The organism is Leucobacter ruminantium, from assembly GCF_017565705.1.
Taxonomy (GTDB): Bacteria; Actinomycetota; Actinomycetes; order Actinomycetales; family Microbacteriaceae; genus Leucobacter; species Leucobacter ruminantium.
The window spans coordinates 119,959-132,838 of sequence record NZ_JAGDYL010000005.1; the positions used below are offsets into that span (position 1 = coordinate 119,959).

11 protein-coding genes and 1 tRNA gene are annotated in these 12,880 nt (G+C 67.0%); 4 read left to right on the forward strand and 8 right to left on the reverse strand.

Going from position 1 to position 12,880, the window contains the following annotated elements; all coding sequences use genetic code 11:
• Positions 1 to 4: 4 nt before the first annotated feature.
• From J4H91_RS03880 to J4H91_RS03895, 4 genes are all read left to right on the forward strand, one after another.
• Positions 5 to 1,621 carry an alpha/beta hydrolase gene (locus J4H91_RS03880; RefSeq protein ID WP_341783432.1) on the forward strand — a complete coding sequence of 539 codons (1,617 nt, stop codon included), beginning with the start codon at positions 5 to 7 and terminating at the stop codon, positions 1,619 to 1,621.
• Between the two features lie 68 nt (positions 1,622 to 1,689).
• Positions 1,690 to 1,764 (forward strand) — tRNA-Thr (locus tag J4H91_RS03885).
• 157 nt (positions 1,765 to 1,921) lie between these two features.
• Positions 1,922 to 2,158 (forward strand): helix-turn-helix transcriptional regulator, encoded by a 237-nt coding sequence (locus J4H91_RS03890; RefSeq protein WP_208044940.1) that lies wholly within the window; start codon positions 1,922 to 1,924, stop codon positions 2,156 to 2,158.
• Entirely contained in the window at positions 2,155 to 3,444 is a 1,290-nt protein-coding gene (locus J4H91_RS03895) for a tyrosine-type recombinase/integrase (RefSeq protein ID WP_208044941.1), read from the forward strand. Before J4H91_RS03890 ends, J4H91_RS03895 begins: the two co-directional genes overlap by 4 nt.
• A 354-nt stretch (positions 3,445 to 3,798) precedes the next feature.
• On the opposite strand, the gene J4H91_RS03900 is transcribed toward J4H91_RS03895, so the two are convergent.
• The 8 genes from J4H91_RS03900 to J4H91_RS03935 all read right to left on the reverse strand — a co-directional run bounded on the left by J4H91_RS03900 (position 3,799) and on the right by J4H91_RS03935 (position 12,731).
• Positions 3,799 to 4,602: a hypothetical protein gene (locus J4H91_RS03900; protein WP_208044942.1), complete on the reverse strand. Its 804-nt coding sequence runs from the start codon at positions 4,600 to 4,602 to the stop codon at positions 3,799 to 3,801.
• A 69-nt stretch (positions 4,603 to 4,671) separates the two neighbouring features.
• Positions 4,672 to 5,319, reverse strand: coding sequence for a single-stranded DNA-binding protein (locus J4H91_RS03905; RefSeq protein WP_208044943.1), 648 nt, complete (start codon positions 5,317 to 5,319; stop codon positions 4,672 to 4,674).
• Positions 5,320 to 5,398: 79 nt separating this feature from the next.
• Positions 5,399 to 7,174: a type IV secretory system conjugative DNA transfer family protein gene (locus J4H91_RS03910; protein WP_208044944.1), complete on the reverse strand. Its 1,776-nt coding sequence runs from the start codon at positions 7,172 to 7,174 to the stop codon at positions 5,399 to 5,401.
• A complete protein-coding gene (locus J4H91_RS03915; protein ID WP_208044945.1) occupies positions 7,171 to 7,644 on the reverse strand; it encodes a hypothetical protein in 474 nt (157 codons plus the stop codon). The genes J4H91_RS03910 and J4H91_RS03915 overlap by 4 nt, the downstream gene beginning before the upstream one ends.
• A 481-nt stretch (positions 7,645 to 8,125) precedes the next feature.
• The gene (locus J4H91_RS03920; RefSeq protein WP_208044946.1) at positions 8,126 to 9,601 is read right to left on the reverse strand and encodes a TraC family protein; all 1,476 of its coding nucleotides are present in this window, start codon (positions 9,599 to 9,601) and stop codon (positions 8,126 to 8,128) included.
• Complete coding sequence (locus J4H91_RS03925; protein WP_208044947.1) at positions 9,598 to 11,061, reverse strand: SCO6880 family protein; 1,464 nt, start codon at positions 11,059 to 11,061, stop codon at positions 9,598 to 9,600. The genes J4H91_RS03920 and J4H91_RS03925 overlap by 4 nt, the downstream gene beginning before the upstream one ends.
• 6 nt (positions 11,062 to 11,067) lie before the next feature.
• On the reverse strand, positions 11,068 to 12,423 hold the full coding sequence (locus tag J4H91_RS03930) for a conjugal transfer protein TrbL (protein ID WP_208044948.1): 1,356 nt from the start codon (positions 12,421 to 12,423) through the stop codon (positions 11,068 to 11,070).
• The gene (locus J4H91_RS03935) at positions 12,423 to 12,731 is read right to left on the reverse strand and encodes a DUF6112 family protein (RefSeq protein WP_208045075.1); all 309 of its coding nucleotides are present in this window, start codon (positions 12,729 to 12,731) and stop codon (positions 12,423 to 12,425) included. The genes J4H91_RS03930 and J4H91_RS03935 overlap by 1 nt, the downstream gene beginning before the upstream one ends.
• Positions 12,732 to 12,880 lie beyond the last annotated feature (149 nt).

Here is a 12,880-nt window from a genome sequence, read left to right on the forward strand (position 1 = left end):
AGCGGTGTCACTGGGCGTCTCGAGCAGGGATCTCTCGGGCGGACCGGATTCCTCGCTCCGTTCGACTCGCGGTGATCGCCCGGCTCGCCGGTCCGTTCGCGCTCTGCTGGCCCTGATCGTCGTTCCTCTCATGCTCGCGACGGGTGGGTGCGCCCTGCTCCCCGGTTCGGCGCCCGAGCCCTTCGAACGCCCGAAACCCATCCTGCCGAGCGAGCCCGACGGCACACGGGAGGGTTTTCAGCAGCAGGAGCCCACCTGGCAGTCCTGCGGCGACGCGCTCGAGTGCGCCGATGTCTACGCCCCGCTCGACTGGGACGATCCCTCGGGCGAGCTCATCACGCTGAACCTCGTGAAGCACCCCGCGGAGGGCGATTCCGTCGGATCCCTCTTCGTCAATCCCGGTGGACCGGGAGCCTCGGGCGTCGAGTACGTCGCGAGCGGCTGGCGAGGGATCGATGAGCAGGTGCGGCGCTCCTACGACGTGATCGGGTGGGATCCGCGCGGCGTCGGCGGATCGAGCGCCGTGAGCTGCCTCGACGCCCCCGAACTCGACGACTACCTCTTCGGTCTCGGCGACGCCGAGGGGCTCGAGGTCGGCAGCGACGCCTGGATCGATGCCGCGTTCTCCGAATCCGAGCGGTTCGGCAGTGCCTGCGCCGAGCGCACCGGGCCGCTGCTTGGTCACGTCGGTACGGGGTCGACGGTGCAGGATCTCGACATGCTGCGCGGCATCGTCGGTGACCCGAAGCTCAACTACCTGGGCTTCTCCTACGGCACCTACATCGGCGCGCGCTACGCGGACGCCTACCCCGACCGCGTCGGTCGCCTCGTGCTCGACGGGGCGATGGACCCGCAGACCACGCAGTTCGAAGTGGTGCGCGAGCAGACGAGGGGCTTCGAGCTCGCCCTCCGCGCCTACGTCGAAGACTGCCTGAAGCGCGACGATTGCCCGCTCAGCGGTTCGGTCGACGGAGCCATGGAGCAGATCGGCGAGATGCTCGACGGGGTCGACGCGCAGCCGCTGCGGGGATCGGACGGACGCATGCTGGGCGCGGGAACGATGCTCACCGCCATCATCACGCCCCTCTACTCCCAGGGCAGTTGGTCGTATCTCGACACGCTCTTCGAGACGGTGGCCGAGGGAGACGCCGATCTGGCACTGAGCCTTGCAGACTCCTACTACGGCAGACAGGACGGCGTCTATCTCGATAACTCGACCGAGGCGTTCACGGCGATCAACTGCCTCGACTACCCGGTCGAACTCGACAACGCCCGCATGCGCGAGCAGGCGGCGGAGCTGCAGCGCGTGGCTCCCACCATCGGTCGTTTCCAGGGCTACGGCGACATCGGCTGCGCCGCATGGCCTTACAAGGCCGCAGCGGAGCGCGTCGGCGTGACCGGAGCAGGCGCCGATCCGATCCTCGTGGTCGGCACGACGGGTGATCCCGCCACCCCCTACCGGTGGGCGGTGTCGCTCGCAGACCAGCTCGAGAGCGGTGTGCTCGTGACCTATCGGGGTGAAGGGCACACGGCCTACGGCGAGAGCGCCTGCATCAACAAGACCGTCGATCGCTACCTGCTGCACGGAACGGTGCCAGAACAGGACCCCCAGTGCTCGTGAGCGCGGATTTTGCGGTCTCTCCGTCGTGCTAATATGATTCCTCGTGTGCGGAAGAGATTCCGCATCGCGCCGACTTAGCTCAGGGGTAGAGCAGTTCCCTCGTAAAGAACAGGTCCGGGGTTCGAATCCCCGAGTCGGCTCCAAAACGCCAGGTGAGAAGCACTTTTCGCTCCCCCGAACAGGGAGTGAAAAGTGCTCACTCAACAGAAACTCCACACTTCGAGCAATTCCATGAAGTGTGTTCGAAAGCTCTCGAACCATCTCAAGAGGCCTCTGCCCGCCTCTGCGTACTTACTCCGTATGAGTACGAACGAATCGTCATTGAGAGCCGAACTCAGCGGCGTCTTGACCCTGTCAGACCTCGCTCTGATGCTCGGCGTGCCGGCGCAGACCATTTACGACCTGCGCAGTCAAGGACGCGGCCCGAGAGGGTTTCGCGTCGGCCGGGAGCTTCGCTTCCGAGCAGCCGAGGTGGAGGCGTGGATCGCCCGACTCGAAGCGGCGGACGGACCCGGCGCAGAGGAGATGGAGCGATGAGCCGCGGCGGACGGCCGCGTACCTCGATCGGCACATACGGAGAGATCGGCCTCCGTCGTCGCGGCAAGAAGTATGTGGCTACCACCAGGTTCCGAGATCTCGACGGTGTGCTTCGGCCGGTCACCGCGACCGGAGTGTCCGAGCGACTCGCCCAGGCGGAGCTGAAACGGAGGCTCGTCGAGCGGCCAGGCTACGGTACCGGGGGCAAGCTCGATCATGCCAGCTCGTTCACCGATCTACTCGCCCTCTGGCAGGCCGACCTCGAACTGCAGGATCTCGGAGAGGGCACCAGAGACAGCTACAACAAGATCGTTCGGCTCTACTTACGACCGGTCTTCGAGAACTACACCCTCGGTGAGATCACTACCGGGCGCGTGGAATGGTTCATCAAGTCAGAGCGCACGTACTCGTACTCCCGAGCGCGGCAGGCAAAGACGATACTCAACCTGATATTCGACTTCGCGCTGCGTTGCGACGCCGTCGTTCGAAACCCCGTCGAAGGCACATCCAGGTTGAAGAAGCCCGCCAAGGTACCAGAGTCGTTGACATGGGTTCAGATCGTCGCGATCAGGCATGCAGCGGCCACTTGGCGCACCGGGAAAGGACTCAGCGGACCCCGGCCTGATGGGCAAGTGCGGGATCTGGTCGAGCTCTTCCTCGGTTGCTCCCTCCGCACCGGCGAGGCACTCGCGATTCGCATCTGCGACGTCTACGACGGGCCGACGGGAATGTTCATCGAGGTGAACGGCACGGTGGTCGAGCGGACTGGCAAGGGCTTGCTCCGCCAAGAGCATCCGAAGACCCATCACTCGGTTCGACTGCTCCCAGTGGCCGAGTTCGCCGCGGAGGTGGTGCGCCGGAGATTGCAGGGCCGGGAGAATGACGACCCGGAAGACACGCTGTTCAAGAACCGGCGAGGCGGCCTGATGAGTATGTCGAATATTCGGCGAACGTTCCGCGAGTTCCTCAAACTCGCGGAGCTCGCTGACAGAGGCATCTCGCCGCGCTGGTTCCGACGTACGGGGGCGACAATCATCGCCCGCGGGATCAGCCCGGATGCCGCGGCCGATTTCCTCGGTCACGGCTCGAAGCAGATCACCGAGACCTACTACATCACGCCCGATACCAAGGTTGACCGCAGCGCTGCCGACCTGCTGCAGCGCACCGTCGGGGGTAAGGCTCCGGATCCGTCCATATTGGCTGCCCCGCTGACCGCAGCTGAGGCTGCGATGATCGAGAGGTTCGAGAAGGCCGACGATGAGGATGAAGCACGGGAGGCGGCCTAATGGGATTGAGAGTCGGGCGATGGTGCCTATCTATATAGAGCCGGCGAGGTGACTTGTGGCAAGTAGTCTTGTGAGCAGCGTCGGAACCGATTGTCCTCGACAGTCACATGCTCCGTTGCCCGCTCCGGCACTTCGTGTCTGAATGAGGGCATCGTGATTTCACTAATATGCGATGCGGTGACAGTATTCACTCGAACGCCTCGCGCCGAAGCCGCGGTTAGCACTCGGCATCGAGCCGGATCCCGATACGAACGCCCGAGCTGGAATCACGCTCGCACGCGTCCGGAATGCGCGCACGGCGCAGTATGACCTCGAGTCCTGTCCGGGGGAAACACGAGCTCCTCGGGCTCATACTCACAGCTCGTCCGAACTATGGCTTCCGCCCTCGCCCGATCGTACCTTGTGAAGATCGCGCGCAGCGTGCTCGCGTACCTCTTGGGTTCGGACGCGTGCTTCGCGTCTGGCCTGGATGTCGGCTTTCACGTACGCCTTGAAGTGGGCCTCCCGGTTGGTGATGGGCACCTCTTCGCCTTCGTCGCCGGCTTCCTCTCCGGGCCAGTAGGTCCGTCGGGTCGGGCGATCACGATCGAGCCGGGTGCCCGCGATGGTGACGAGTTCACGCAGACGCACTCGAGCCGCGGCCCAGGCCACGCACCAAGTGATCGGGCCGGCGCCGTCCTTGTCCGGGTGGTAGCAGTGCAGGAAGAACAGGTGGAGTGCGCTGAGCTCCCAGACGATTTCTGTGTGGGTGTGCCAGTAGGGCGGGATGATCGAGGCCTGCACCGCGTAGGTCTTCCGAAGCCAGTGCACCCAGATGTTCAGTGCCGTCCATTCGACCGCCGCTGCCTCCGGGGTGAGCAGATCCCAGTGGATCGCGGTCGGGGGATCCGGCGTATCGAGCTCAGGGTCCTCGGCGTCGGGGTCGGCGTCATATCCGAAGTCGTCCGGCACATCTTCCGGATCGTAATCGTCGTCGAGATCCTCCTCGACACCGTCGTCCTCGATGACTGGAAGCACAGCGGTCGGGGGGAGACCCGACGGAGAGATCACGGGAAGAGCCTCGGTGACGGCAGCGTCCGGACTCGACTGCCCATCGAGGCCCTTGGTGTCGTTGCGGTCGCCGGGACCTGGCTCTCTCGTGTCGTCGTGGTTGGTCATGGCTGCTCCTACGGAATGGCCGACGACGAGAGGTGGGGAAGAGTCCTCTCGCCGCCGGCAGCTGATGGATTAGAGCCTGCGGTTTGCCGGCTCCGGCTCGAAGACGTGATCCCAGCCGGCAGCCGCCGAGCTCTGGTCGGCGCCCGGCTGCTGGACGCCTGACACCGCCGGAGATCGCTCCGGGTCCTCGAGGTGCGGTGAAGAACGGACGTCGGCCGGACCGGTCACTGATTCCGTGGTCCTCGCCTCCGGTGAGGCCTCAGACGGGGCACCGACCTCGTGTTCAGCGCCCGCAACGTCGACCGGGTCCGCAGCCATTGTCTCGCGCTGGAGCGCGGATGGCCCGGCCTCCTTCTGCGCGGCTTCGCGATGCACAGAGTACTGGCTCTCCAACATGTTGTGCCCGGGATGCCGCACGACGAACTCGCGCACCACCTCTTCCGTGCCGTCCTGCCGAGTCCAGGTCCGCGGTTGCTTCTCGTAGCCGCCTCCGATGAACCGGTCACCGGGGCGATACTTCTCCTTTGCGACCTGTGCCGCCTTCCCGAAGAACAGGAGATTGAAGTACTCGGTGCCTGTCTTCTGCCGTGTGCCGTCGGGTCCCGGGGCGAACTCGTCCTGCCCGGCGCGGAGGACGAGCATGTCCTGCTGCTTCTTCGTCTTCCCCTCGTGCACTTGCCGGACGATGAACCCCTTCACGGCTTGTTCGACCCTCATGCTGCGCTCCTCGCGATCGATGGTTGCTCCTCGTCGGGACATTCGGGGTGCCCCTGCCTGAGAGAAGTACCGGGCCCGGTCATCCTGGCCTCGTGTGCGCGGCGCGCATCGTCTGCTCGATGACCGCGCGTTCGGATCGAAGTCGGGTCGCATCCGGTCGTGTCAGCCACGAGCGCAAGTCCGCAACGATCGGTCGGGCCGAACGCAACACGACCACCCCGGTGCCGAACGGCAGCGAACGCAACGTCTCCGGCGGCAGCACCGGGACGCGCCGGATCGAACGCTGCAGGGACCGGCCCCCGTACTGATCGGTGCCGACCGTGTCGGTCGACTCGTCGCGCTCGCCGAAGAGCGCGGCGAGATCCTGCAAATCCTTGCTGTTCGATCCGCCACCGAGCACGACCTTGCAGATCGAGGCATCCCAGATCGCCTGCGCGGCGTGCTCACCCCACGATTGCCGCGCTTGCGCCAGCGATTGGAGGACCGGCTGACAGGTGATCCCGCTGCCGCCACCCTCAGCCATCAACGTCGGGAGAGAGGGCAGAGGCGACAAGTTGCCGATCTCGTCCAACGTCATCAGTGCCGGCGGGTCGAGCCGTGCCCCAGGAGAGCGCGCCGCGATCCGCCGAGCGACTTCGACGAGATCCTCGATGAACGCGGCCACGAGCGCCGCGGACGCCGAGGCGCCACTGCCGGTCGCGAGGAGATACAAGGTCCCGTGGTCGAGGATGAACTGCTCGGGATCGAATCCGTCCTCGGGGCCGGGGCAGACCGCGTCCAGGACCCTCGGGTCGGCGAGCGACTGAAAGGCGAGTCCGACGCCCTGCCAGATGCTGTCCCTCGTTCTCGCATCCGCCGTCGCCATCGCCTCAAGCGAGTCCGCCCACCCATCGGCGGCGTCAGTCGAGCTCTGCAGGATCCGCACGGCGTCCATCGCTGAGGTGGGGGAGAGCGCCCATTGATACAACGCTCGCGCATCCCGTCCGTCGATCGCCGCCGCGTGCAGCAGCGCCTGGATCGCCGAGCGCGTCTTGCCCTCCCAGAAGCCGCCGGACTCGACATCCCCGAACCCGGCGGCCGCGGCGAAGCCCGCAGCACGGATCATGGCGACCTGGGGGTCCTCACATCCCCGGACCGGTGACCAGCGCATGCCCGCGGGAAGCCCGGGGGCGAGTCCTTGCGGATCGAACACCGCGACGCGGCCTTTGCGCTTGCGTGCCTCGAGCGTGATGGAGAGGGAATCGGGGCGGGTCGAGGTCGTGATGACACAACCCGGAGCGTCCAGGATGCTGTTGACCACCACGTGCAGGGATTTGCCGCTCCGGGGCGGGCCGATGACCAGCGTCGAGTCCTCGACGGTGCTCCACACCTCCCGACCCCGGGCCGAGCCCAGGAGATACCCGACCTCTTCCGGTGTCACGTCCTTCCCAGCGAGCGAGGGTCGCAACGTTCCTGCCTGCTGCAGTAGACGCTTCGCCGAGGCGACCTCCGAGATCTCGCCGCGGGTGGCGATCCCGTCGAGCCGGCGAGGGTTCGGCACCCGTTTGCGTCCTCGCCACCAGGCGACCAGCGCAACAGCCGGCACGCATACGGCCGCGAACATGAGCAGGGCGACCGGCCAATACACGAACGGTCTGAGCCCTGCGGCACCCAGTGCGCGCCCGGGATCCAATGGTGAAGCCAGCACTCCGATCGCTGACGCGAAGCCCCCGGCCGGTGCAGGCGTACCCGAGAGGAACGCGGCGATGGTCCCGGCCAGCCGCAGGATCCCCGTCGACGCCACGGCGGCGGCGAGGATCGCAAGGCCGACGTTGACGAGGTGATCGTTGACGGGCCTGGGCGAGGAGAACGTCACGAGCGGATCCCGCTATGCACGACGGTGCCGGAGATGAACCCGAACAAGAGCACGCCGAGACCGGACGGAACGTTCGCCTGATCGATGGTCGCGCGTGCGCGCCCGCTGTGATCGGCGGAGCTCGCGCTCACGATGACGGCGAGGCCGACGTCTTCCCCGGGAATGAAGCCGGACCCGTCGATCTCGCGCAGCTGCGTCTCCTCCTGAGGCTCAGGGGCTGCCGTCGTAGAGTTGCCGTGCTGCGGGGGCGCGAAGCGGGAGAGCGCGACCGGGGTGATGATGTCGGCGAAGCGGCGTCCGTCCGGTTCGATGATCTCCACGCGGACCGGGCAGCCTTGGTCGGCGACGATCGTGCCGAGCACCAGCCCGAGGGAGGAACGGTCGATCAGGCCGGTCACCCACATGCGTCCGTCAAGGGTCACCTCGACGTGCTCGTCCGATTGCACCGTCGCCCTCACGATCGGCAGCACAGGCGGCACTGTCGGAGCCGCCGGTTTGTGCGGCTCGGCGTGTGCCGGACCCGGAGGGGCCGAGGGGGTCGAGTGGGTCGAAGAACTTTGGGGTCGATGTCTGTGGCGTCGTTTCACACCGTTGAGGTGCCTGAGCCGCGGCATCAGAACCCCCGATCGGGCCGGGACCTTTGAGAAGGCTCCGCCGTCGGGTCGAGGCTCCCGGTTTTCGGGCTGCCGCGGGCGCGCAGGCGCGCCCTTGCCCTCAGCAGCGCGAAAGCGGCCGTCGCGGGTGCAGCAGCTCCTCAGGCCGAGGACGCCGCCAGGTCTCCCTCAGGACCGTGAACGGGGAACTGCACAGCTTTGTCCCCATCCTGTGGATGAATTACAACGATGTAGTTCCCGGCTCCGAAGCCTCTCCTGGCCCGAAGAGCGTAGGCTGTGGGTGACCGCCACGTCGCCGTCCGGCCGCAGTTTACGGTGCGTGACGGGGATCAGATTCTTACCCCTCAGTGAGGCGTGTATCTGTTTGGAAGGCTGAGAACTCCTCCGCATGGAGTTGCGCCTGAATCAAGAAAGACCGGTTCTTGATCTTCCAGAGACCCTGCCCGGTGGACAGGCCCGGCAAGAGGTCTTGCTCTGTCCGGGTGAGTCCGAGCATCTCTCCGGTCAGGTGCAGCTGGTCTGCGGACTGCCTGTAGGTGATCGTGGTCTCGGCGTTGGCCAAGAGCGACGAGGCGAGGGCGCGCATCGCGCTTCCGGCGTCGCCCACGTTGTGGAGGTCGCTCGCCTTGTGGAAGAGCAGCATGTTCGCGATGCCGTAGCTGCGGGCGAGCCTCCAATGCGAATCCATCCTGCGCAAGAGACTCGGTACGCTCATCAGCCTCCACGCTTCATCATAAACAACGACTCTCCGCCCGCCTTCCGGGTCCAGGAGCGCCGCTTCCATCCAGGCCGACGCGCAGGTCATCAGCACCGACATCAGGGCCGAAGACTCCGTGACCCGGGACAGGTCGAGTGACACCATCGGCGCGGACGGGTCGAAGGTCTCCGTACTCGGGCCATCGAAGAGGCCCTGGAGATCGCCGCCGACTAGCCGTTGCAAGCCGTGCCCGACCATGCGTCCGTCTTCGGCGAGACGCGGGTCATCCCGCGCGTCCGGCTTCAAGATGAGATCCACCACCTGCGGCAGGACCGGCACCGAGGACAGCGAGAGCGCCGCCCGCAGCGCCACGTCGATCGCCGTATGCTCGACCGGAGAGAGCGACCGGCCGAGCATCGTCTCCGCCAGTGCGCCGACGAGATCCCGGCGCCGCGCGGTGACCTGCGCCAGGTACTCCTCATCGGAGAGCCCTTTCGGGCGGTAGCCGGGGTCCAAAGGGTTCAGCCTGCTCGAGAGCCCATGACCGAGCTGGATCACTTTCCCGCCCACCATCCGCGCGATCGGGCTGTGCTCGCCTTTCGGGTCCCCCGGGACGTAGACCCGCCTGCCGAACGCGAGGCTTCTCGTGTAGAACGATTTCGCGAGGGAGGACTTGCCCGATCCGACGATCCCCGAAATCACCACGTTCGGTGCACTGATGACACCCCGGGCATACAGTTCGAACGGGTCGTAGGAGAACGCCGAGCCTGAGTAGAGGTCCTGGCCGATATAGACGCCGCTCGCCCCGAGCCCGCCTTCGGCCAACCACGGATAGAGCCCCTGCAGCGCCGCCGAGGTGTCCTGATGCTGCGGGATGCGAAGCGCTCGCGGCTGCTGCAGGGACGCCGGCCCGGGCTCACCGGCGCGTGGGAGGATCTGTGTCGCACGGGCTTCGGCGCGCACCTGACGGCGACGCTCCATGTCCGCGAGGTTGCGAGCCGCGACCTCCTGATACTTGATGCGCTGCGCCGCGCGTTCGCGGGCTTTCCGGTCCCGCCGCCGCTCCTGCCCGGGAGAGATCAGCGGGGTGGTGTGCAATCGGTCGCCCACGGTCATACCTTCCGGGCCAGCGGCAGAGACGCCGCCGCGAACGCCTGCCCTTGTTGGGAGACAAGGAGCCGCGTCTCCATGGAGGACTGGATCGCGGCCTGCTGGATCTGGGCGACCGCGGCCTCGAGCTCGTCCATCGTCGGCGCGCTGACGGAGATGAGGCCCGTATACCGCAGCACCCCGTGCCCGCTGAGCAGGTCCGCCTCCTGCTGGAGGACGTCCTGGAGCTCGGCGGAGTCCGCGGCGTCCTCGATCTGTCCCATCCTGGCGCGTTGGGCGGCGTCGCTGATGTGCTCGACCTTGCGTTTGCGCAACTCGCGTGCGGCGCGGTCGGTGCGCACCGGCTCATAGGTGATGCTGACCGTGCGGCGGATCCCGCCGGCGAGGATCACCGGCGACATGAACCCCGGGTAGACGCTCGCTTGCGGCCATTCCGAGACCCACAGGACCGAGTGGTAGGCGGAGTCGGTGCGCAGGCTCCCCCAGGACTCGGTGACGGCAACTGGGCCGGCGGTCGCGAGCGATCTGCCGATCTCCCGGTGTCGCTCGAGGGTCGGGGCGATGGCGGGGTCGTAGGCGGAGCGGAGGTCGACGGCGAGGCTTCCCGCGTCGTACCAGGGGGAAGGGTGGAGGTCGGCGGCGCGAAGTGCGGCCTCGACGGTGCGCATCTCCTGCCGAAGCACCGCGGCCGCACCCCGGATGCCGCCGCCGGAGCGTCTGATCGCCTGTGCGGCACGGCGCATGTCGAGCGCGAGCGCGATCGAGGAGACGTGACGCTCACCCGAGGGGCCGGCTTGCTCGATGAGCTCCCCGTAGACGCGGGCCACCCAGGAGCCGTCGTGCACGCCGTGCTCGCGCCACCAGTCGACGAGGGCCGTACCGCCGTCGGGGATGGTGCGTTCGAGCACCTGTAACCGGGCGATCCGTCCGGACCGGCATGCGGTCGAAAGGACGCGTCCCCATCCCTGGATGCGGCGTTCCTGCTCGGCCGGGTCCAGCAGCACGAACGACGGGTGGAGGAGGTCGCACCCCACCGTGAGGGTCGCGTGGTGCGGGTCGTGCACCATCACGGCCCCGGACTCAGGGTCGTCGTACTGCCGCAGCCGGGCGGCGTCACCCGGCAGGGCGAGCGTCCCGGCGGGGCGGGGTCTGCTGATCTTCGCTTTGAACACGGTTTGGCCTCCTGCCTGCCGTAGGACCCAGGTGATGACGAGGGGGATCCACTCGACGACGGGACGGCCCGCGATTCGCGCCCAGGTGATCGCGAGACCGCCGCCCCAGATCGGGCTCGTCCACGGCAGCGCCTCAGCGCCGACCGAGTAGAGGGTGCCGACGAACGCGGCCACCGCGATCCCCGCGGAGGTGAGCTGCAGTCCGGACAGCGACAGCAGCACGCCGCGTCGAGACAGCCGGGAGAACCGCACCGGCTCCAGCGAGAACTCCCCTGAAGTACGTGAATCTGCCATGGGCGTCTACTCCGACGGTTGAGCCGGAGGCGGGGCCAGCGGTTTCGAGTTCGGCGCGATCGTCGGCGGCGGCGCGGACGGCGGCATCGGGCGCGACTCCGAATCGGCGGGCGCGCCGGCGTGCGCATCTGCTTCCTGGCCGACGCCCTTCCCGAAGTCGACGCCGGCTTTCGCGGTGCCCACGACGATCGCCGCCCCCGCCACGACCGGGGCCGCCACCCCGGCTCCTGCGGTCCCGGCGCCCGCGGATCCGGCAGAGCCTTCCGCACCTGCTGCTGGCGTGGCACTGCCCCCGGTGCCGGCGTCCGGTGTTGGATTGCTCGGCGGCTTCGTCCCCGACTTCGACGGCGAGCCGGAGCCGCCACCCTTGCCCTTCCCCTCACCGGACTTGTCATCGAGGACCTTCTTCGAGTCGTCCTTCTTCTGCGGCTTGTGGGGGACCGGCACGCGGCGGTTCACCGCCTCCTTCGCCTCCTGCTCGGAGCTGAGCGTCTGATAGAGGTCGAAGCCGATGAACGCGATCAGCTTGTAGCTCATATAGCTCGCAAACGACGCGATGAGCAGCAGTACGATCCCCGACAGCGGGTCCGCGACCGCTTGGATATCAAGATCGATCGGGGCGGCGAGCTGGCTCGTGCCCACCAGGAACACGATGACGACGACGAGCTTGCTGACGATCATCGCGACGAGGAACGCCGCCCACTTGCCCACCCAGCCGCGCGCATGCTCCCACACCGTGCCCGAGAGCGCCAGCGGTGCGAGCACCACCGTCACCAGGATGAGGCCCTTGCGAATGAGTAGAGAGAACCACAGGATCGCCGTGCCTGCGATCGCGAGGAACCCGACGAAGATCATCAGGATCGCCGCCACGCCCGGCGACGTCAGGTTGAGGCCGCCCAAGCCGATCATCAGGAGCGTGAACTTGTCGCCGAGCGTCTCCATCGACTCGCCGGCCGCCTGCACGAGCCCGATGCACAGCTGATCGACCGCCTCCAGGAGCAGTGCGGTCAAGGTGATGACGACGAAGCTGCCGAGGATAGACCGCGCAAGCCCCAGAAACGCGTGTCTCAGCGCCCCCGGGTCGCGTCTGATGAGGCCCGTGATCAGTTGGAGGAAGAAGAAGATGAGGCTGATGAGCACCCCGATGCCGAACACCAGGTTGTACACCGACACGAACCCATCGGTCGTGACGTCGACGAGCGTCGTGGAGTCGATCGCGACCCACAGCGCCTCCACCATCCAGGCCGCTGAGTTCGCCATCGCCTGCCCTGCCCAGTCGAACGGCGCGGTCACCAAGCGCGCCGGCGCCTCGCCGACGAAGCTGCACACCTCGGACAGCAGCGGGATGTCGCACAGGCTCATCAGATGCCCTGGCCGACGCCCCAGCCCCAGTTAATGAGGGCCACGCTGGCGCCACACAGAACCGCGGCCCCGCAGGACACCAGAACGCCGACTTTTCCGCGAGAAGCCATGTGAGGATTTGACGAATTTGCACCAAAACCCCAGATCACAGCAGAAATAATCAATGCCAATACGCTCAGGACCAACCCGATCGTCATCACCGCTCCCACGATCGTCTCGAGCTGCGAGATGCCCGGCAGCCCGTCCTCGTTCGGGGTGATGTCGACGGTGCCGGGGACAAGTCCCGATCCCGCGACGAGGTCTCCGATAGTGGTCACGTGCGCCTCCGATTCCTGAGCAGCCCCCGAATCGCGGGGGCTCAGATCGGAAGTGCCGCCCTCCCGGCACCACGGTGCACACCGCGCGATCGGCGCCCCGCCCCGGTCTGGTCGTCAGCCCTCCGCGCAGCGGCAGGATA